Below are 20,682 nucleotides of genomic sequence, written 5' to 3' on the forward strand. Positions count from 1 at the left end.
CTCAGACGTTGAAGCGCCCCAGCAAGCGACCCTGCTCGCCCACCTGCTCAACCATCAGCGCACATTGACGCACCTGCTCCTCGGCACCGGCAGCCACTTCGTGGCTGATATCGCGGATATTGGTGGTGTTGCGATTGATCTCCTCAGTGGTCGCGCTCTGCTCTTCGGCTGCGGTGGCGATCTGGGTGTTCATGTCGTTGATGTGCACGATGGCCTGGCGAATACGCGCCAGCATCTCGTTGGCTGCGCCTGCTTCCTCGGCGGTCTTGCTGGCGCTGTCGCGGCTTTTTTGCATACGCGACTCGGCCTGACGCACGCCGGCCTGCAACTGATCGATCATCTGGCGGATTTCCTGGGTCGACTGCTGAGTGCGCGAAGCCAGGGTACGCACCTCATCGGCCACCACGGCAAACCCGCGCCCTGACTCACCGGCCCGCGCCGCCTCGATGGCAGCGTTCAACGCCAGCAGGTTGGTCTGCTCGGCAATGCTGGTGATCACCCCCAGAATCGACTCAATGTTATCGCTGAACTGCGCCAGCTCCAGAACCGCCTGCCCTGCGTCTTCCATTTCACCTGCCAGCCGCTTGATCGCCTCTGTCGAGCGCAACACCACCCGCTCGCCGCTTTCGGCCTCCTGGTTGGCCGCCAGCGCCGCCTGGGCCGCCACCTGGGCATTGCGCGCGACGTCCTCGGCAGTCGACGACATTTCCTGCATGGCAGTGGCCAGTTGATCGAGTTCCTGCAACTGACGCTGCAGCCGCTCATCGGCCTGGGTGGCCTCGTGGGAGGTGGCCGCAGTGCTGGTCCGTACCTGGCTGGAGGTGCCGAGAATCTGGCTGATCAGGCTCTGCAGGCTTTGCAGGAAATCGTTGAACTCTCTGGACACGGTCGCCACTTCATCTGTGCCGTTGGCCGGCAGTCGGCGGGTCAGGTCACCCTCGCCGCTATTGACCTCCTTGATCGAACGTTGCAGCAGATCCAGCGGTTTGAGCAGATGGCTCATGAACGTGCCGAGCACCAGCAGGCTGAGGACCACGCCCAGCACGGTGGCGATGATGGCGCGCCACGTCAGGCTGTCTGCCTCGGCCATGACGATCTTCTCGTCAAGCACCACACCAATGTACCAGTCGGCGCCGCGCAGATTGCTCAACGGCGTGAAAGACACCAGCAGATCCTTGTCGCCGGCATGAATATCCTGCAAGCCGCCGGTCAGCGTTGGCTGCTGGCCGGCAAACAGTTCGCTGTAGTTCTTGCCGTTCATCTCGGCCTTGGGGTGAGAAATGATCGTACCGTTTTTGCTCAACAGGAAGGCGTAGCCGGCCTTGTTGAAGTCCAGGGTATTGACCGCATCGACTACCACTTTCAGGCGCAGGTCACCGCCCAGCACACCCATGAACTGCCCGCCATTGCGGATCGGGGTGACCGCAGAAATCAGGTTCTCGCCGGTGATGCCATCGACATAGGGCTCTGTGAGCACCGTCTTGTCAGCGGCCTTGCCCTGGGCATACCAGGGCCGCACACGACCGTCCCAGTCCGGCTTGGGCTGCCAGGAATCGAGGTTCTTGAGGGTTTTGCCGTCGGCGTCCAGCGAGCCGAAGATCATGATGAACTCATCTTTGAGCACTTGGCTGTTAATGCTCAGGTTGATCTGCTCAAGGCTGTAACGGGCGGCGATATTCTGCGCCATCAGGTCCATCAGCCTGAGTTTGGCATTGAGCCAGTTCTCGATCTGCCGGGCCAGCGCACTGCTGGACTCGCCGATGCTTGCAGAGGTTTGCTTATACAGGGTGTCGCGCACCTGAGTGATCTGCGACAACGATAACAGGCTGGTCGTAAGAAACAGCACGGCAGCCGCGGCCAGGCTGACCTTTCGCACGATTTTCACAGGCACGCTCCAGAATAATTTGTAAGAATATTTTTACAGGTACTGCAATAGCTAAATGACGGCACATCAAGCCAATACGCCATTTGTATCGTTGTTTCTCATGGTTTCTGAAGCCTTTTTGGCCAAAAGAGTAGTAAATAATTTACACCTTCTTTCCATGTACCTTCCCGTCCCCCGACACGGCCCGTTATATTCAGCGCCTGTCCCTGGCTGGGCGCCGTCCAGCCCTTGATCAACCTGCCAACGGAGGCGGCTTGGCGACCAACATCATCACCCGCGAAGGCCACGACAAGCTCAAGGCCGAACTCGATCACCTGTGGCGGGTTTATCGCCCGGAAATCACCCAGAAAGTCTCCTGGGCGGCGTCACTGGGCGACCGCAGCGAAAACGCCGACTACCAGTACAACAAGAAATTGTTGCGCGAAATCGATCGCCGCGTGCGCTATCTGCGCAAACGTCTGGAAGATGTAAAAGTCGTGGATTACTCGCCGCAGCAGGAGGGCAAAGTGTTCTTCGGCGCCTGGGTCGAAGTCGAAAACGATGACGGGCAGACCATGAAGTTTCGCATTGTCGGCCACGACGAGATCTACGGCCGCAGCGACTACATCTCCATCGACTCGCCCATGGCACGGGCGCTGCTCAAGAAAGAGCAAGACGACGAGGTGGTGGTGCAGATCCCCGATGGCCAGGCGACCTGGTACATCAACAGCATTGCTTATCGGCTGGCGGATCAAGGCAACTGATCCGCCCGCGCAACCTTCAGCCCAGGGTAATAAGCCCCTGGCGGGCAATCCGGGTCAGGTCGCGGATCACCGCCGGCGCACTATCGGCATCCGGGGCATGGATCACCGCCAGATCGAACTGGTCATTGGCGTAGCCGGACAACGGCTGGCGGGTATCGACGAACTGCAACAGAAAGGCACTGGCCTTGCCGCCTTTACGCGGCCAGCCGTCCAGATAACGCAGCAGGGTCGGTTGATGCACACCACCGAGCAGGATCCGCGGGTTCTTGCGGCCGATATAGGCGGTGACGGGGGAAATACGCAGGGGGCGGCGCTGGGTCTGGCTCATGCTCTGGGTCTCTGCCTCACTGATTCCGCTGGGCAGCGGTGGGAGGCAACACCGAACCAACGTTTTAGCGGTATTTCGGCTTGAGCCGGGCGCCCCGCAAGTAGTTGTTAAATCGGCGCAGGTGGCCATCTTAGGGCCAGTAGTGAGGGCAACGCAAGCACAGTAACGCCCAAGACCGTGCAATGCACGGTCCTGGCAGCGTCGATCAATTCAGTGGCTTCAGACTCGCGCGGCAATCGCCCGGTCAACCGACAGCTTGCCTGCCCCTTCGATCAGCACAGCCACCGCGCCGCCCAGCAGCGCCAGGGCAAATTCGTAGCCGTTGTTGGCCATGAACAGGCCGTTGGCCAAATGCACACTGATGATCGCCACACCCAGCAGGAAGATCAGCACCGCGGCGGCCGGACGGGCCAGCAGACCGATGACGAAGGCCACACCGCCGAAGAATTCGGCACTGCCAGACAACAGCGCCATCAGGTAGCCAGGTGTCAGGCCAATGCTTTCCATCCACTGGCCGGTGCCTTCCAGACCGTAGCCACCGAAGGCGCCAAACAGCTTCTGGCTGCCGTGGGCGATGAAGATAATACCGACGATGATGCGGATGACCGTGATGCCCAGGCCAGCACGGGTAGACAGAACAGTGTTGATCAGGTTTTTCATTTCGGTGATTCCAATTGAGTGATAAGCGGGAATGGCGCCATCATAATCGAATCAATAAATATGAAAATCGCAAAAAACTCGGCATTAAAATCGAATTATTCGATCAATTGCGCGTGACGTACTTTCTTGCACCCGGCCCACGCTCCAGCGCGTCGCGTTGCCGGTCAAAAGCCAGGTAGTACTTGTTGACGCTATTGACGAACGTCACCACGCCTGCGCCCTTCTGTTCCATGGCGATGCGTTCGGTCTGGAAGAACCACTGGTTGGGGTTCAGGCCGCGTTTGCGCGCTTCCTGGCGCATGCTCTGGACCCGCTCCGGCCCCAGGTTGTAGGCGGCAAGCACAAACGCCATGCGCTCGCGCTCGTTGATTTGCGGGCTGGCAAAGAATTTGCGCTGAATCAGCGCCATATAGCGCGCTGCCGCCTGCACGTTGCCATCGGCGGTGTGAATGTTATTGACCCCGACCCGCCGTGCAGCCGACGGGGTGATCTGCAACAGCCCGGTAGCGCCGCCGCTGCCTTTGGCCGTGGTATCGAGCTTTGACTCCTTGAACGCCAGCGCGGCCAGGTCCAGCCAGTCAATGCCGTGAGCATCGCCATGGCGTTGCAGGATCGGCCGCAGTTCGTGCAGGCGTTGCAGGTTGCTGCGCGCCAATGGGTTATTGACCCGGTACATTTTTTTGAAGGCTTTTTCGAAGACCAGATCCTGGTTGGCCGGCGCTTTGTAAGTGGCCAGAAAACCATTGATGCTGGCCTGCAACAGCGGCGCGTCTTCACGGACGAACCAGCCGATATTGCCGTGGCTTTCAAGCTTGAGGTTGCGCTCGACGCGCAGCTTGGGCATGACCCGCGCCCAGCGCTCGGCAATCGGCTGTTCGACCAGGGTCAGCGGATAAATCCCGGCCTGGACCATCTCCAGCACATCCTCTACCGACAGGCTGGGGTCGACCCACTCGATGTGCACCGGGGCCAGCTTGCGCTGCGCCAGGCGCAGGTTGAGGTCATGCACCGCCGCATCGGCCACACTGCCGGCCGGCAGGCTCAGGGTACGCCCGGATAACTGCTCGATGTGCTTGAAACTGCGCTGGCCACGGCCAGTGACCACCACCAGCGCTACGTCGGCAACGATCGGCCGGCTGGCGCTCACGCCTTTGCCAGCAGTTTCAAGCAGCTCACCCGGCGCAATAAGGTCACCTTCGCCGCGCAGCAACGCGGCCAGCAACTGACTCTTGGCCTTTGGAATGATTTTGAACGTGACCTTGCCGCCACGCTGACCATTGAGGTGCTTTTCAAAGGCTTGCAAACGTTCGTACTCGACGCCGACTTCCTGCCCCTTGATATCTCCAGAGCTGTTGCGGCTCTGGTTGACCAGTACGCGCAACACCTTGCTGCTGCGAATGGCCGGCAGGTCGCGAACCTGGGCCCGTTTTTGCACCGCCTGGGGACCGTTGTGGGCGACCTTGCGCGGCTCAGCCGATAACGGCGCAGTAAGCGCCAGGCAAACGATGGACAATAGCGCGGCTCGGATCATTCGCTCTCCGTGGGGCATTCTGGATCAGCCAAAAAGCCAGGTAAGACAGACAGAAAAAGGTCCCTTATGACCCGTACGGTGACGGTAAGGTCCCTTCAGGTGTTGCCAAAAGCGTTGAACCGCGAGGTCCAAGGTATTGAATGCACAGCATTTTCGGGTACTGCGACAGGCTCTGTTATGCTCAGCGGCATCAGGCCAGAGGTGGAACCATGCAATTGATCGACATCGGCGTCAACTTGACTAACGCCAGCTTCACGTCCGACCGACAGGCGGTATTGCAACGCGCGTTCGACGCCGGCGTCACCCAACTGGTGCTCACCGGCACCGATCTGGCGTGCAGCGAACAGAGCCTTCAGCTCTGCCACGAACTGGATGAAAGCGGCCAGCAACTGTTCTGCACCGCCGGTTTTCACCCCCATCATGCCAGCGACTGGGGCCATGAAAGCGAGCGGCAACTGAGCGCCCTGCTGCGCGAGCCACGGGTGCGCGCCGTCGGTGAATGCGGCCTGGACTTCAACCGCGACTTTTCACCCAGGCCGCAGCAAGAGCGGGTGCTGCATGCACAACTGGCTCTGGCTGCGCAGTTGCAACGCCCGGTTTTTCTCCACGAGCGCGACGCCAGTGAACGGTTGCTGGCTATTTTGCGCGACTACCGCGATCACCTGCCGGCCGCCGTGGTGCATTGCTTCACCGGTGACAAGCAGGCGTTGTATCGCTACCTGGACATGGACCTGCACATCGGCATCACCGGCTGGATCTGCGACGAGCGTCGTGGCACCCACCTGCACCCGTTGATGCGTGACATTGCTCGCGGCCGCTTGATGCTCGAAAGCGACGCACCATGGTTGCTGCCGCGTACATTGCGGCCCAAGCCGAAAAATGGCCGCAACGAGCCGGCCTTTCTGCCCGAAGTGCTGCGCGAAGTGGCACTGCACCGTGGCGAAAGCACCGACGACCTGGCCAGGCATACCAGCGAGTGCGCACGCAGCTTCTTTGGTCTGCCAGTGCTAGCGGGAGATGAAACCTCGGATTTTGTTGACACAAATCAACGGCCCCGGGGATGAATAAGGCAAGGTGATATCACCTTGCTGAATACCTTCCACTACGACCATAAAGAAGACCACTCATGGGCTCATGGCTTAGCAACCTCTCTTTGAAGTACAAGTTCTGGGCCGTCAACACGGTGGCCTTCTTCACCACCTTGATGCTGGTGCTGTACGCCTTGCAACTGGAGCAACAGAGCCGCCAGCTCAGCGCCCAGCAGGCCGCACAAAGTCAGGCCCGGTTGCTGACAGCGTGGCCGGCCGGGCAGCCGCTGCCGACCGGCATCGATGTGGTGGCGTACCCGGCCGGCCAGACGCCTTCGGTGAATGGTCAGGCGCTGCCAGCCCTGGCGTCGGAGCGTGGCTGGGTCGAGCTTGATCTGCCGCTCAACGAACGCACCTTGTATGGTGCCCAAGTGGTCGAGCGCAATGACAGCCAGCGCCTGGCCGTGCTCGCTTATGCACCGCACTTCAAGGCCGTGCTGCTTGAGCGCTTTGGCCAGTACGCCATCGCGGTATTTCTGTTGATGACCCTGATGCTCTGCGCTTCGCAATTGCTGATCCGTTTCCTGCTCAGCCAGCTCAACGCCCTCAAGGATGTGATGCTGCATGTCGAGCGCAGCGGAGACCTCTCGGTACGCGCCCCCAGTGGCGGTGAAGATGAGGTCGGGCAGATGGCCAAGGCCTTCAATGCCATGCAGGCAGGCTATCAGCGCGTCGTCAATACCGTGTCGCAGACCGCCGCACGGCTGGACGCCGGTGCCGCCAATCTGGCCAGCGGGATGAGCGAAGTGCGCCACGGCATGCTCGGCCAGCAGAGTGAAACCGATCAGGTCGCCACCGCGATCAACGAGATGTCAGCCACTGTCCACCATATCGCCCAGCACGCCAGCACCACCCGCGACCAGTCGCAGACTGCTGACACCTTGGCCGGCAGCGGCAAGCAGGTGGTGGATCGGGTCCAGGTGTCGATTGCCGGCCTGTCCAGCGGCGTGCAGCAGACCGCCGAGATGATTCAACGCCTGGCCGAAGACAGCCAGAAGATCAGCGGCGTGGTCAATGTGATCCACAGCATTGCCGAACAGACCAACCTGCTGGCCCTCAACGCGGCCATCGAAGCGGCTCGGGCCGGCGAGATGGGTCGTGGTTTTGCGGTGGTCGCCGACGAAGTGCGCAACCTGGCAAAGCGCGTGCAGACCTCCACCGACGAGATCACCAATATGATCGAAGCCCTGCAGTCTGGCACCCGCGACGCGGTGGACTTCATGCAGGACAGCTCGTTCAAGGCCGACGAATGCGTGCAGCAGGCCCAGGAAGCCGGTCAGGCGCTGGCCGCCATCGCCGACGCCGTAGCGCAGATGCGCGAGAGCAACACCCAGATTGCCGTGGCGGCGCAGCAGCAAAGCCAGGTGGCCGAGGAGATGAACCGTGCGGTGGTGAGCATTCGCGATGTGACCGAACGCACCGTGACCCAGACCGTCGATTCGGCCTCCACCAGCAGCGATCTGGCGACCCTGGCCGGTGAACTGAACAGGTCGATTGGGCAGTTGAAGTTATAAGCGCAGCGGGTCGCCACTGGCGGCCCGCTATGAGGCCGATAGTCAGCCTCGATTCGCCGCCTGCCGTTGGTCAGCCTAGACTTCAGACACTGGACCGCAGTTGCCGCTGCGGTGATGTTTCTGAACAGGAGCGCCACATGGCCAAGCGACTTCCCAACCTGCACAGCTGGCAATGGCGTGGCTATGCGGCCACGCACCGCCATCCGACCAACCTGACCCTGCACCTGCTTGCCGTACCACTGTTCATACTCGCGGCGCTGTTGCTGCTGGACGGGGTGTTGTCCTGGAGCCTGACCTCCATTGCCATCGGCGTGATTGGCCTGGCGGCGGCGCTGGGCCTGCAACGGCATGGGCACCGGCTGGAAAAACAGCCACCAGAACCTTTCGCCAATCGCAGTGATGCGGTGAGTCGGCTGGTGATGGAGCAATTCGTGACCTTCCCGCGCTTTGTGTTCAGTGGCGCCTGGTGGCGCGCCTGGAAGGACCGGCATCGGCATTGACGCCCCTTAAGACGGATTGCCGCCCTGTCGCCCTCGCCCCGATCCTGACCTGAAATACAGTGGGAACGAGCTCGCTCGTGAAGAGGCCAGACCAGACACACCCGGCACCATAGCCTTCGCAGCTAAAGCTGCTCCTACGGGGGTTAGCCAAACACGGTCACGGTCTGGCGGCTGATGGCGATCAACTCGCCGTCCGGCGCACGTAGCGTGGCGGCGACATGGCCGTAACCGGCCGCCGCCTGTTCAACCTGTGCATGGTAACGGCACCAGTCCAGTGTGGTGATTTGCGGTTGCGGGTGGATAAATTCGATGGTCCAGGTCAGTGAGCTGTGCGGCGCCGGTTTGCTCAGCCAGCCGAGCAGGCCGGGCGGCCATGCATCGACCAGTGCCAGAATATGGGCTTCGGTCAGTGGCTGTGGCTGAGCATCGCGCAGCCGTACGTAACCACCAATGGCCGGTGCCGGGGTGCCGCTGTACGGCAACCCGCCCAACCCCCACTGGATGTCCAGGTGCTGGAAGAAATCCGGCATGACGCCTTTGATAAATGGCAGCGCGGTGCAACGTTCGAGCGGCGGCACGTCGGTGCTCATCGGGGCCGGCGCGAAACTTACTATCGAGTCGCGTGCAGCGCCGAAGCTGCCCTGAATCAGGGTCGTGACTGCGCCGTTTTGCACGGTGCGGCCCAGCACCTGGGTGACTGCTGAGCCTTGACGCAGGATGTCTGTTTCAAATGCGACCGGCACGTCAGGGGCCACCGGGGCGACAAAGGTGATTGCCAGCGAGCGCAGTTGTCGGCTGGCCTCGACCTGGGTGCGCATGGCCTGGTACTGCAGCGCTGCCACCAGGCCGCCAAAGCTGGCCCGGCCTTGCGCCCAGTGCCCGGGGATGGTCAGCGAATGAGGGTTATCGGCTACGGCGGCGAGCAATTGGGCAAAGGTCATGGAGGCTCCGTTCAGGTTCAGGATTTACAGATCGCCGCAGGCCCCGTGCCGACAGGTCTGGGCTGGCACCGAGATGTGTGTACTTCACAGAACAGGGTTGGATCTGGCGCAAGGCAGCCCGGTCAGCTTACTCAGTTCTGCAGGCCCGGGAAAAAGGCATTTGCGCCATAGAGCCGGTCGATATGCCTTATTCCGGGAAGCATGCCTGGGTCAGTCGCTGCAAGGCCGATTCGCCTTTGCTTTCGGCGCGGCTTATGCCGGTCTGCCATAGCGCTACACAGGGCGTCAGGTCCGCGTGCTGGTCGGCCAGCGCCAGCCATTGCAGGTGATCGTGCCAGTCGCCCAGCGCGCCTTGGGCGTCTTTGAGGCGTTTGCTCATGCCCTTGGGCTGGTGACTGAGGTCGGGATAGACCTCGGCGGCGTAGCGCACCCGTTTGATCAACAGGCGCAGGTGGTGGCGATCGTGTTCAGGGTCGGCAATGGCGTCGCGCAGTTTGCGCCACTGTTTATCCATGACTTTCTCGATGCTGCGGCGCAGACCGCGCACCAGCCCGGCGCGCTGCTGCTCTCGCAGTTGCTCCGGGAATTTGCCCAGCCGCTCGAACAACCGCTTGAGTTGCGGACTGCCCGCCACCCGTGGGCAGGCATCGTCCAGAAACGCTTCGCGGGGTCGGGCCAGGGCATGCCAACCGTTGTCGTGCAGTTGCGCGCACAGCACTTGCTGATCACGCAGTGGCGTGGTCAGGCGGCCGACTTCCCGGGCCGCATCTTCCAGCTCGTCGACCCCGCGAATCCCGCGCAATGGCCGCAGCAGGCTGCGCAGGCGCCTCACTGTGGTACGCAGGTCGTGCAGCGCCTCGCTGTCGGTGGATACCGCCAGGCGCGCCTGACAGGCATACAGCCGCACTTCCAGCGCCAGTACTTCGGCAATCAGATGGCTTACCATCGATGTCATGGTTGTTCCCCAGAGTCACGGATGTCGGTTCTTCGCGCTCGCCAGACGCCAGGGCAACTGACGACGCAGATTCTTCAAGGCGCGGCGCAAGCCATGCAAGGAGGTCGAAGGTGCAGCATAGCGCTGGGCGATAAACTGCACGATGAAATCCTCGATGGCCAACGCCTGCTGCGGAAACCGCAGCGCGGCACGCTCACCGAATGCCTGAGCCCCCTCGCCCGGCAAGCGTCGCAGCCCATGGCGCGCCAATAAGCGTTCGAACGCATTGAACAGACGAAGTTGCGCATCGCTTTCGCGCTGCCAGGGCTTGAGTACCCACAACACCCCCAGCGCCAATGCCAGCAGCAAGGCAACCACGAACGCCGGCACCTGCCAACCCGAGAACCAGCGATCGAGCACTTGCAACTGCTGCTGGCCCTGATAGCCCAACACCCAGCGCTGCCAGCCGTAGTTGAGGTTGTCCCAGCCCAGACGCAAATCGTTGAGCCACGGTACATGACGGTAGCGCAGCGCCGACATCGGTGCGTCAGCCAGAAACGCTTCATCGGCGGCCAGGGCCTGCTCCAGCCCTTGCTCGATACGCTGTGGCGCCACCGCAGCAGTCGGGTCGACAGAGCGCCAGCCGATTTCTGGCTGCCAATATTCGACCCAGGCGTGGGCATCGTACTGGCGCACGGTCAGGTACTCCCCAGCGGGGTTGAATTCGCCGCCCTGATAGCCGGCCACTACCCGGGCCGGAATGCCCGCCGCGCGCAGCACGAAAACCATCGCGCCCGCGTAGTGCGCGCAAAAGCCTTGACGGCTGGCAAACAGAAAGTCGTCGACACTGTCGGGCCCCAGCACCGGTGGCTTGAGCGTGTAATGAAAGGCCTGCTCACTGAACTCCCGCAGCACCGCCTCGGCCAGCCTGTCTGGCTGCCGGTAGCGACGCTGCAAGTCAGCCGCCCATTGCCGGGCCTGCGGGTTGCCCTTGGCAGGCAACTGCAGGGCCTGTAGCTGCAGGTAGGCATTGGGCCGCACGTCACGCAATGCCTGCGGCCAGGCCTGGGCGGCGTACATCAACGACTGGCTGACCGGGCGGCGCCGCTGCAGGCGAAAGTCGCTCATCAGGCGCACATCGCCCTGATCGCTCTGGCTGACGTCCAGGCTCGGTAACCAGGGCTTGCCGCTCGGCTCCATCACGATGCTGTAACCCAGCGGCTCGCCCTGCTTTTGCCACTGCGCCAGTTGCACGCCTTGGGTCGGTGCCGACTGCGACCAGCGCCGGCCATCGAACTGATCGAGGGTCAGGCTGCGCCAGTACAGGCGGTTACGCGCCGGCAGCTCGCCGTCGAAGCTGGCGCGAAACACCAGTGCTGGCGAGCGACTCAGCTCAGCCATGTCCCCCGGCGCCATATTGTCTGAAAGCCCTGTCATGCCTTTGTTGCCCGGCTGTGGCAGCGACCAGATCGGCTCCAGCCGTGGAAAGAACAGGAACAGCACCAGCATCAGCGGTACGGCCTGGAGCATCAGCTTGCCGGCCAGACGCAACGTCGCGCCCGGATTGCTCTGCGGGTCACTCTGGTTCAGGCCAATCAGCGCCGCCAGCAAGGCGCCGACCGGCAACAGGGTGAACAGCCCCCAGAACAGGTTGCTCTCAAACAGGTAGCCCACCACCACACAGAAGAACCCAAGCAGAATCAGTACCAGCGCATCGCGCCGGGTGTGCATTTCCAGCATTTTCAACACAAAGGCGGCAATCAGCAGCGCCGCACCGGCTTCCAGCCCTATCAGGGTGCCTCGCGCCAGATAAACGCCGCCCGCCGTGCCAATCAACAGCGCAACCTTGACCCAGGCACTGGGTATCCGCGCACGCATGCGAAATACCTGGATGCGCCACAACGTGCACACCAGCCATAGGCCAATCAATGGCGGCGGCACATGCATGACAAAAGGCACGATGATCAGCGCCTGGGCCAATAACAGCCAGGTCAGGGCGATGCGGCTGATGGGCAGGGAAAGCTCGGCTTTGCTCATCCGCGCACTCCGTACAGTGCCAGGGCGCGCAAGCAGGTCTCACGATGACGATCGCCGCTGTCGATGGCCACTTCAAAACCGGGCAGGCGCATGGCGAACGGCTGCTGCCGCTGTGACAATTCCAGCACCCAATAACACAGCCGCGACAGCCGCTGCTCGATATCACCATCAAGCACGGTGAAATCCAGGCACAGGTCATGGCCGCTGAGGTCATTGAAATCCTTGACCAGCAACCCCTGCCCCCGCGACCAGGCTTTCCAGTGCAGACGCCGCAGGTTATCGCCGGGCTGGTAGCTGCGCAGACCTTGATAATCGTCCACCCCCTGGCCGCGGGTCAGTTGACCATCGTCTTCGGCATGCGGCTGCACCCCGGCCTGTAATGGCATGCGCCCGGCGACCGGCTGCGGGTAGATCAGCACCGTCTGCTCCAGGTCGAGCCAGGTCCAGGCACGCAACAAACCCAATGGAAACACGCTCTCGACCCGCAACCGCGGCGCGCGCAGCCAACCGCGGGCCTGGGCCGGCAGGCTTAACTCCAGCTCGCTGTTGCCGGCGGCGGGCACATTGCTTCTCAATAGGCTCAGCGCATCCCACCCCACGCCAACGCACTGGTGGGCCGGGCCGGAGCTGTCCAGGCGCAGGCGCAGTAACACGGTCTCACCGACAAATACCGCGCGGGCGGCGCCAGCGCTGATGATCAGGCCACTGAGGTTGCGATAGGTATGGACGATGCCCAGCAGCCCCACCGACAACAGCAGGAACGTCAGGCCATAGGCCAGGCTGTTCTGATAATTGATGCCCACCAGCAGCATCAACAGCAATAGCCCGGCAAACGCCGCGCCATTACGGGTCGGCAGGATAAAAATGCGCCGGTGATCGAGCACGATGCGCGTCGCCGCCGGAATGCGCCGCACCAACCAGCGTTGCCAGACAGGCTTGAAGCGTTCGATCACAGCGCTGGCACCTCACGCAGCAACCACTGCACCAACGCATTACCGCCATGCCCGGTCGGGTCACTGCGCTCACGCAGCCGATGGCCGACCACCGCAGGCAATACTGCCTGGACATCTTCCGGAATCACATAATCGCGGCCCGCGATCAGCGCCCAGGCCCGCGCTGCCGCCAGCAAGGCCAGGCTGGCACGGGGCGACAGGCCAAAAGCGAACTGTGGCTGGCTGCGCGTGGCATCGACCAGCCGCAGGACGTAATCGACCAACGCATCACTGACCCGTATCTGGCGCGCCTGAGCCTGCAACAAACCCAGCTCGGCATGATCAAGCAGTGGCTGGATCTGCGGCAACAACAGACGCCGCGACTGCCCCAGCAGCAAGGCTTTTTCGGCTGTACGGGCCGGATAGCCCATCGAAATACGCATCAGGAACCGGTCCAGTTGCGACTCCGGCAAGGCGAAGGTGCCGCCGGAACTGAACGGGTTCTGGGTCGCGATGACAAAAAACGGGTCAGGCAGCAGCCGCGTGGCGCCTTCGATAGACACCTGCCCCTCTTCCATGGCTTCAAGCAGCGCGCTCTGGCTTTTCGGGGTGGCGCGGTTGATTTCATCGGCCAGCACCAATTCGGTGAAGATCGGCCCCGGATGAAAGGTGAACTGCCCGGTTTCACGGTCGAACACCGAGGTGCCAAGGATGTCGCCCGGCAGCAGGTCGGAGGTGAACTGAATACGTTGATAGCTCAGACCAAGCACCCTGGCCAGGGTATGGCTCAGGGTGGTCTTGCCCATTCCGGGAAGGTCTTCGATCAGCAGATGGCCGCCTGCCAACAAACAGGTAACAGCCATTCGAACCTGGGCTTCCTTGCCCAGCACGACCTCATTGATCGCGCTCAGACAGGCATCGAGTTTTCTCCCCATCACACAACCTCTCTTGACAGCTGATGGCCATTGCTGTGCCACAAGTAAGACACACTACGAGTAGCGTAGGTCTTTTCAGCATAGAGATGGTTTGATTCAAATGCTTTCTGTTAATTGGTGACTCAGCGACCTGCACGCGACTCACGGATATAGAACCGGGCTTTCTCGGCCTTTTCAGTGCAGCCTTCGAAGGCTTCGAACTGTTGCTGGGTCTTGGCACCGGTCAACAATGACAGCGCCTTGGAGTAACTGACAGTGCCGGCAAAACCTTCGGCCTTGGCCAGATCCAGCTCTTTCCAGGCGGCGTCGAGCTGGTTGCCACAACTGGCCCGATAGCTGGTCTTGCCTGCACAGCCAGCCAGCGCCACGATAATCAAGGGCAGACAGATCCAGGCTTTCATGGGATGTTTCCTCAAACGTATTAGGGGGTAGCTGTTGGACGATGCCGTGCAGTGAAAGTGCCATGACCATCTCTCGAAAGCGTAACCGTTTTTGTAGTCATTTGAGACCACAGAGGGTGTTGTCATGAGCAAAAGAATCGCGCTGGTACTGGGCTCCGGTGGCGCACGGGGTTATGCGCACATTGGGGTCATCGAAGAACTGGAACGCCGCGGCTATGAGATCGCCTGCATTGCCGGCTGCTCCATGGGCGCGGTGGTCGGCGGCATCTACGCGGCCGGCAAGCTGGGTCATTATCGCGACTGGATCGAAAGCCTCGATTACCTCGACGTGCTGCGGCTGGTGGATGTGAGCTTTCGGCTGGGCGCAATTCGCGGCGAGAAAGTCTTCGGACAGATTCGCGAGATCGTCGGTGACATCAACATCGAAGACCTGGCGATCCCCTATACCGCCGTCGCCACCGACCTGACCAACCAGCAGGAAATCTGGTTTCAGGAAGGCTGCCTGCATCAGGCGATGCGCGCCTCGGCGGCGATCCCCAGCCTGTTTACCCCGGTCATGCAGGGCTCGCGCATGCTGGTCGACGGCGGCCTGCTCAACCCGCTGCCCATCGTGCCGGTGGTATCGAGCCATTGTGACCTGATTGTGGCGGTCAACCTCAACGCCACCCACCAGCAGCCTTACAGCCTGCCGGTCATCGAGCGCCCGCCAGCGGTGAAAAAACGCTTCGACCTGCTGCTCGGTTCAATCGGTTCGCGCCTGCCGTTTCGGCGTCGCCTCGAAGGCAACGAGCAGCCGCTGGCTGGCGAGGACCAACCCCAGCCATTCAACCCATGGCTGAATGAACCCAGTGCCGACCCGCAGGGCCAGCAGGCCGCAGCGGCCCCGGAAAAACCCGGCGCGCCGAAGTCCGCGACCGGCGCAATTGTCATCGACAACGTCGGCCCGGCGTCGCTGCTCGACCTGATCAACCAGAGCTTCGAGGTGATGCAGACCTCACTGGCGCAGTACAAGATCGCCGGTTACCCGCCGGATATCCTGATCAACGTGCCCAAGCGGGTGTGCCGCTTTTTCGAGTTCTACAAGGCCCCGGAACTGATCGCGCTGGGCCGGCAAATCGCCCGCGACACGCTGGATCGCTATGAGGGTGAGGGGCGCTGAAATAGTGATTTCAGGCCTTGCCTGCACCTTCGAGAAAGAACTTCAGCAATACCCCCGGCATCGCCGCACGGGCCACCCGGCCACGCCGCTCGGATTCGACCAGGCCGAAGATCATTGAACAGAACAGCTCGGCCAGCACCGGCGCACTGATGTCGATACGAAACACCCCGGCATGCTGGCCACGCAAAAAGAACGCATCCAGCGCATCGGAGTACGGCATCCAGCGGCGCATCTCGGCATCTTCCTGCATGCAGTCGGGGCGCCATTCGGCCATCATGAAGATCAGCATTTCCCGGTGGGTCAGATGCCCCTCGATCAGACGTTGCAAGGCCGTCAGGGGCGGTGCGTTTTGCAGGTCGGCATCGACAGTGGTCTGCAACATCAGCCTGGAACTGTGCTCGTGTAGCATTTCGACAAGATTTGCCCGAGTGCCGCAGAAGCGATTGAGGGTCGCCTTGCTGACCCCGGCGGCCTGAGCAATGTCTTTGAACGTGCCACTCTGATGATCGACCACGGCAACCGCCAGGGCCTTTAAAAACTTGGTGTCTGAAGCAGGTAGATCCATGAGACGGGACTTCACTCGGCAAGAACAGCGTGGGCGCCATTGTGCAGAAATGGCTCACAATCACAATGAATATTGCAAAATTGCTCACACAAGCATCACATGAGTCAATATTGACTCATATAGCACAAAGATAGATCATTGCCAGCTTATTGAAAAGGACTATGGGCACTGCCCCGGGTGAGTAATGAGCAAAATGCACAGAGGGCGGATCGCTACGGCGGTGGCGCTGGTGGCCGTCTTGGGCCTGAGCGGATGTGATCAACAGCCAGCGGAACAGGCGCCGGGTGCAGGCGGGCCGCGCGAGGTCGAGGCCCTGACAGTCAAGGCAGAACCGTTCACGGTCATCAGTGAACTGCCCGGCCGGGTCGAACCAGTGCGGGTCGCTCAGGTGCGGGCCCGGGTCGCCGGTATTGTGCTGAGCCGCAACTTCACCGAAGGCAGTGACGTCAAGGCCGGTCAGGTGCTGTTCCAGATCGACCCGGCGCCATTCAAGGCCGCGCTGTCCAAAGCCCAGGGCGACCTGGCGCGTAGCGAAGCGACCCTGTATGACGCCCAGGCCACCCTTAAGCGTTACGAGCCGCTGGTGAAGATCGAAGCGGTCAGCCAGCAAGCCTTTGATACCGCCAAAGCCGCCATGCAGAATGCCCAGGCGGCGCGCCGGGCAGCCCAGGCCGATGTCGAGACCGCGCAGTTGAACCTTGGCTATGCGACGGTCAAGGCACCGATTTCCGGACGGGTCGGGCGTGCCGCCGTGACCGAAGGCGCGCTGGTCGGCCAGAACGAAGTCACACTGCTGGCCACTATCCAGCAACTGGACCCGGTGCATGTCGACTTTACCCAACCGGTCGCCGATGCCCTGCGCATGCGTGCAGCCATGCAGGACGGCCGGCTGCCCAAAGGCGGTGAAGAGGCCTTGACCCTGAGGGTCGAGGGCACTGACTACAAGAGCCGCGGCACCTTGCTGTTCACCGATGTGGATGTCGAGCGCAATACCGGCCAGGTGGCCTTGCGAGCGCGCTTCAACAACCCGGACGGCCTGCTGCTGCCAGGGATGTTCGTGCGGGTTCAGGCCCCGCAAAGCGTCGAGCCGCAGGCCATTCTGGTGCCGCAGCGAGCCGTGCAACGCAGCGCCGACGGCAATGCTCGGGTGATGGTGATTGGTACTGACGGCACTGCCCAGGCGCGCCCGGTACAGACCGGCGCGATGCAGGATTCACGCTGGCAGATCACCGCCGGCCTGCAGGCCGGTGAGCAGGTCATTGTCGGCGCCATGAACGGCCTCAACCCCGGTGACAAAGTGAGCGTCAAGGCACCCGATCACGTGCAAGCACAGGCCCAGCCTGCCGCCCGCTAAGCCTGACTACGAGGAACCGTCATGTCAGAGTTTTTCATCAAGCGGCCCAACTTCGCCTGGGTCGTCGCCATCTTCATCCTGCTGGCGGGGTTGATCGCCCTGCCCTCGCTGCCCGTGGCCCAATACCCCAACGTGGCACCGCCGCAGATCACCATTACCGCGACCTACCCTGGCGCCTCTGCCAAGGTGCTGGTCGACTCGGTGACCAGCGTGGTCGAGGAAGAGCTCAACGGCGCCAAGGGCCTGCTGTACTACAACTCGACCAGCAACGCCAACGGCATTGCCGAGATCAACGTGAGCTTCCAGCCCGGTGTCGACCCGGACCTGGCTCAGGTCGAAGTTCAGAACCGCATCAAAAAGGCCGAAGCGCGTCTGCCCCAGGCGGTATTGACCCAGGGCCTGCAGGTCGAACAGGCCAGCGCCGGCTTTTTGCTGATCTACGCCTTGAACTACAAGGGTGATACCGCAGGCCGCAGCACCGTGGCGCTGGCCGACTACGCCGCGCGCAACGTCAATAACGAGCTGCGCCGGGTTCCCGGTGTCGGCAAGCTGCAGTTTTTTGCCTCTGAAGCGGCCATGCGGGTATGGATCGACCCGCAGAAGCTGGTCGGCTATGGGCTGTCGATCAGTGACGTGACCGCCGCGATCAGTGCCCAGAACGTCCAGGTGCCGGCTGGCAGCTTCGGCTCCAGCCCCGGTGCGCAAGGCCAGGAACTGACCGGCGTACTGGCCGTGAAAGGCACCCTGGACAACCCGGACGAGTTTGCCCGGATCGTGCTGCGCGCCAACCCGGACGGCTCCAACGTCACCCTTGGCGAGGTCGCGCGCCTGGCCGTTGGCAGCCAGGATTACAACTTCGACGCGCGCATGAACGGCAAGCTTGCAGTGGCCGGCGCGGTGCAACTGTCGCCGGGCGCCAACGCTATCGCCACCGCCGAAGCGGTCAAGCAGCGCCTGCAAGAACTGTCGGCCAGCTTCCCGGAAGACGTGGAATTCTCGATTCCCTACGACACCTCCAAGTTCGTTGATGTAGCCATCCAGAAAGTGATCTACACCCTGGTCGAGGCCATGGTCCTGGTGTTTCTGGTGATGTTCCTGTTTCTGCAGAATATCCGCTACACCCTGATCCCCAGCATCGTGGTGCCGGTGTGTCTGGCCGGCACCCTGGCAATCATGTACCTGCTGGGCTTCTCGGTGAACATGATGACCATGTTCGGCATGGTCCTGGCCATCGGCATTCTGGTCGATGACGCCATCGTGGTGGTCGAGAACGTCGAGCGGATCATGGCCGAAGAAGGCCTGTCGCCGGCCGCAGCTACGGTCAAGGCCATGGGCCAGGTGTCTGGCGCGATTGTCGGCATCACCCTGGTGCTGTCGGCGGTGTTCCTGCCGCTGGCGTTCATGGGCGGTTCGGTGGGCGTGATTTACCAGCAGTTCTCGCTGTCGCTGGCGGTGTCGATTCTGTTCTCGGGCTTCCTGGCCCTGACCTTCACCCCCGCACTGTGCGCTACCCTGCTCAAGCCCATTGCCAAGGGCCATCATGAAAAAACCGGTTTCTTCGGTGGCTTCAACCGCCGCTTCGGGCGCCTGACCGAGCGCTATACGGCGCTCAATTCGAGCCTGCTGCAACGCGCCGGGCGCTACATGCTGATCTATGTCGGCATCGTCGCCCTGCTGGGTTTCTTCTACCTGCGCCTGCCGGAGTCCTTCGTCCCCATCGAAGACCAGGGCTACACCATCGTCGATGTGCAGTTACCGCCCGGCGCGACACGGGCACGTACCGACGCGACCGCCCAGCAACTGGAACAGTGGCTGATGAATCGCGAAGCCACCGATGCGGTGACCATGATTCTTGGTTTCAGCTTCTCTGGTATGGGCGAGAACGCCGCGCTGGCCTTCCCGACCCTCAAGGACTGGTCAGTGCGGGGCGACGGCCAGTCAGCCGCCGATGAAGCCGCTGCCTTCAACCAGGCGTTTGCCAGCATCAACGACGGCGCGGTCATGGCGGTCACGCCGCCGCCCATCGAAGGCCTGGGCACCTCCGGCGGTTTCTCGTTGCGCCTGCAGGACCGTGGCGGTCTTGGCCGTGAAGCACTGATCCAGGCACGCAACCAGTTGCTTGGTCAGGCCAACGGTAACCCGCTGATTCTCTACGCGATGATGGAAGGTCTGGCCGAGGCGCCACAGTTGCGTCTGGATATCGACCGGGAAAAAGCCCGCACGCTGGGGGTGAGCTTCGAGTCGATCAGCAATGCACTGTCCACCGCCTTCGGCTCGGCCACGGTTGGCGATTTCGCCAATGCCGGACGCCAGCAACGGGTGGTGGTGCAGGCCGAATCCGCCTCGCGGATGACCCCGGAGAGCGTACTCAAGCTGTTCGTGCCCAACAGCAGCGGTACACCGGTGCCGATGGGCGCGTTCATCACCACACGCTGGGAAGAAGGCCCGGTGCAGATCGCCCGCTACAACGGTTACCCGTCGTTCTCGATTGCCGGTGACGCTGCGCCCGGCGTCAGCACCGGTGCCGCGATGGCGGAGCTGGAGCGGATCATGGCGCAGTTGCCCGAGGGCATCGGCTATGAATGGACGGGCCTTTCGTACCAGGAGAAGATCGCCAGCGGCCAGGCGACGACACTGTTCGTACTGGCGCTGCTGGTGGTCTTTCTGTTGATGGTGGCGCTGTATGAAAGCTGGGCGATTCCGCTGGTGGTCATGCTTATCGTACCGGTCGGTGCCTTGGGTGCGGTGCTGGCGGTGACTGCGGTCGGGCTGCCTAACGACGTGTACTTCAAGGTCGGCCTGATCACCATCATCGGTCTGGCGGCGAAGAACGCCATCCTGATCGTGGAATTTGCCAAGGAAGAGTGGGAAAAAGGCAAGCCGCTGCGTGAAGCAGCGCTGGAAGCGGCACGCCTGCGCTTCCGACCGATCGTGATGACCTCGCTGGCGTTCATTCTCGGCGTGGTGCCGCTGACGCTGGCGACCGGTGCCGGGGCCGCCAGCCAGCGGGCGCTGGGTACCGGAGTGATCGGCGGGATGCTCAGCGCGACCTTGCTGGGAGTGATTCTGGTGCCGATCTTCTTTGTCTGGGTGCTGTCAGTGCTGCGGCGCAAACCGCATGCGCATGAAGAGCGTCAGGAAGCGTAGCAGCAGCTTTAACCGCAATACTTCCCCG

The 20,682-nt window shown here is 62.1% G+C and carries 18 protein-coding genes and 1 pseudogene; 7 read left to right on the forward strand and 12 right to left on the reverse strand.

The window, feature by feature from the left end; genetic code table 11:
• Position 1: 1 nt before the first annotated feature.
• Positions 2-715: a methyl-accepting chemotaxis protein gene (locus tag PSCI_RS30310; protein WP_442965481.1), complete on the reverse strand. Its 714-nt coding sequence runs from the start codon at positions 713-715 to the stop codon at positions 2-4.
• A 144-nt stretch (positions 716-859) separates the two neighbouring features.
• Positions 860-1,891, reverse strand: a pseudogene (locus tag PSCI_RS30315) (HAMP domain-containing protein); the annotation flags it as partial.
• 248 nt (positions 1,892-2,139) lie between these two features.
• Between PSCI_RS30315 and greB the strand changes: the two are divergent.
• On the forward strand, positions 2,140-2,628 hold the full coding sequence (greB, locus tag PSCI_RS24395; RefSeq protein ID WP_045491992.1) for a transcription elongation factor GreB: 489 nt from the start codon (positions 2,140-2,142) through the stop codon (positions 2,626-2,628).
• 16 nt (positions 2,629-2,644) lie between these two features.
• Here greB and PSCI_RS24400 read toward each other — a convergent pair whose 3' ends face one another.
• From PSCI_RS24400 to PSCI_RS24410, 3 genes are all read right to left on the reverse strand, one after another.
• On the reverse strand, positions 2,645-2,956 hold the full coding sequence (locus tag PSCI_RS24400) for a hypothetical protein (RefSeq protein ID WP_045491994.1): 312 nt from the start codon (positions 2,954-2,956) through the stop codon (positions 2,645-2,647).
• A gap of 219 nt (positions 2,957-3,175) precedes the next feature.
• The gene (locus PSCI_RS24405) at positions 3,176-3,616 is read right to left on the reverse strand and encodes a DoxX family protein (RefSeq protein ID WP_045491996.1); all 441 of its coding nucleotides are present in this window, start codon (positions 3,614-3,616) and stop codon (positions 3,176-3,178) included.
• Positions 3,617-3,719: 103 nt separating this feature from the next.
• Positions 3,720-5,147, reverse strand: a complete 1,428-nt coding sequence (locus PSCI_RS24410; RefSeq protein ID WP_045491998.1) for a transglycosylase SLT domain-containing protein — start codon at positions 5,145-5,147, stop codon at positions 3,720-3,722.
• Between the two features lie 209 nt (positions 5,148-5,356).
• Here PSCI_RS24410 and PSCI_RS24415 point away from each other — a divergent pair, with 209 nt between their 5' ends.
• From PSCI_RS24415 to PSCI_RS24425, 3 genes are all read left to right on the forward strand, one after another.
• On the forward strand, positions 5,357-6,211 hold the full coding sequence (locus tag PSCI_RS24415; RefSeq protein ID WP_045492000.1) for a TatD family hydrolase: 855 nt from the start codon (positions 5,357-5,359) through the stop codon (positions 6,209-6,211).
• A 62-nt stretch (positions 6,212-6,273) separates the two neighbouring features.
• Complete coding sequence (locus PSCI_RS24420; RefSeq protein ID WP_045492002.1) at positions 6,274-7,749, forward strand: methyl-accepting chemotaxis protein; 1,476 nt, start codon at positions 6,274-6,276, stop codon at positions 7,747-7,749.
• Positions 7,750-7,886: 137 nt separating this feature from the next.
• Positions 7,887-8,249, forward strand: a complete 363-nt coding sequence (locus tag PSCI_RS24425) for an Mpo1-like protein (protein ID WP_045492004.1) — start codon at positions 7,887-7,889, stop codon at positions 8,247-8,249.
• Between the two features lie 143 nt (positions 8,250-8,392).
• Here PSCI_RS24425 and PSCI_RS24430 read toward each other — a convergent pair whose 3' ends face one another.
• The 6 genes from PSCI_RS24430 to PSCI_RS24455 all read right to left on the reverse strand — a co-directional run bounded on the left by PSCI_RS24430 (position 8,393) and on the right by PSCI_RS24455 (position 14,429).
• Positions 8,393-9,190, reverse strand: a complete 798-nt coding sequence (locus PSCI_RS24430) for an acyl-CoA thioesterase (protein WP_045492006.1) — start codon at positions 9,188-9,190, stop codon at positions 8,393-8,395.
• Positions 9,191-9,377: 187 nt separating this feature from the next.
• Positions 9,378-10,145: a CHAD domain-containing protein gene (locus PSCI_RS24435; protein ID WP_144403328.1), complete on the reverse strand. Its 768-nt coding sequence runs from the start codon at positions 10,143-10,145 to the stop codon at positions 9,378-9,380.
• Between the two features lie 15 nt (positions 10,146-10,160).
• A complete protein-coding gene (locus PSCI_RS24440; RefSeq protein WP_045492011.1) occupies positions 10,161-12,161 on the reverse strand; it encodes a transglutaminase TgpA family protein in 2,001 nt (666 codons plus the stop codon).
• Positions 12,158-13,114, reverse strand: coding sequence for a DUF58 domain-containing protein (locus tag PSCI_RS24445; RefSeq protein ID WP_045492013.1), 957 nt, complete (start codon positions 13,112-13,114; stop codon positions 12,158-12,160). Before PSCI_RS24445 ends, PSCI_RS24440 begins: the two co-directional genes overlap by 4 nt.
• The gene (locus PSCI_RS24450; RefSeq protein ID WP_045492016.1) at positions 13,111-14,028 is read right to left on the reverse strand and encodes an AAA family ATPase; all 918 of its coding nucleotides are present in this window, start codon (positions 14,026-14,028) and stop codon (positions 13,111-13,113) included. Before PSCI_RS24450 ends, PSCI_RS24445 begins: the two co-directional genes overlap by 4 nt.
• A 122-nt stretch (positions 14,029-14,150) precedes the next feature.
• The gene (locus PSCI_RS24455; RefSeq protein ID WP_045492018.1) at positions 14,151-14,429 is read right to left on the reverse strand and encodes a hypothetical protein; all 279 of its coding nucleotides are present in this window, start codon (positions 14,427-14,429) and stop codon (positions 14,151-14,153) included.
• Positions 14,430-14,553: 124 nt separating this feature from the next.
• Between PSCI_RS24455 and PSCI_RS24460 the strand changes: the two genes are divergently transcribed.
• Positions 14,554-15,588: a patatin-like phospholipase family protein gene (locus tag PSCI_RS24460; protein ID WP_045492020.1), complete on the forward strand. Its 1,035-nt coding sequence runs from the start codon at positions 14,554-14,556 to the stop codon at positions 15,586-15,588.
• 10 nt (positions 15,589-15,598) lie between these two features.
• Here the strand turns inward: PSCI_RS24460 and PSCI_RS24465 are convergent, their stop codons facing one another.
• On the reverse strand, positions 15,599-16,153 hold the full coding sequence (locus PSCI_RS24465) for a TetR/AcrR family transcriptional regulator (RefSeq protein WP_045492022.1): 555 nt from the start codon (positions 16,151-16,153) through the stop codon (positions 15,599-15,601).
• A 184-nt stretch (positions 16,154-16,337) separates the two neighbouring features.
• On the opposite strand from PSCI_RS24465, the gene PSCI_RS24470 reads away from it, so the two are divergent.
• Positions 16,338-17,507 carry an efflux RND transporter periplasmic adaptor subunit gene (locus PSCI_RS24470; RefSeq protein WP_144403329.1) on the forward strand — a complete coding sequence of 390 codons (1,170 nt, stop codon included), beginning with the start codon at positions 16,338-16,340 and terminating at the stop codon, positions 17,505-17,507.
• 21 nt (positions 17,508-17,528) lie between these two features.
• Positions 17,529-20,654, forward strand: a complete 3,126-nt coding sequence (locus tag PSCI_RS24475) for an efflux RND transporter permease subunit (protein ID WP_045492024.1) — start codon at positions 17,529-17,531, stop codon at positions 20,652-20,654.
• The last annotated feature ends 28 nt before the right edge of the window (positions 20,655-20,682 follow it).

The organism is Pseudomonas sp. StFLB209, from assembly GCF_000829415.1.
Taxonomy (GTDB): Bacteria; Pseudomonadota; Gammaproteobacteria; order Pseudomonadales; family Pseudomonadaceae; genus Aquipseudomonas.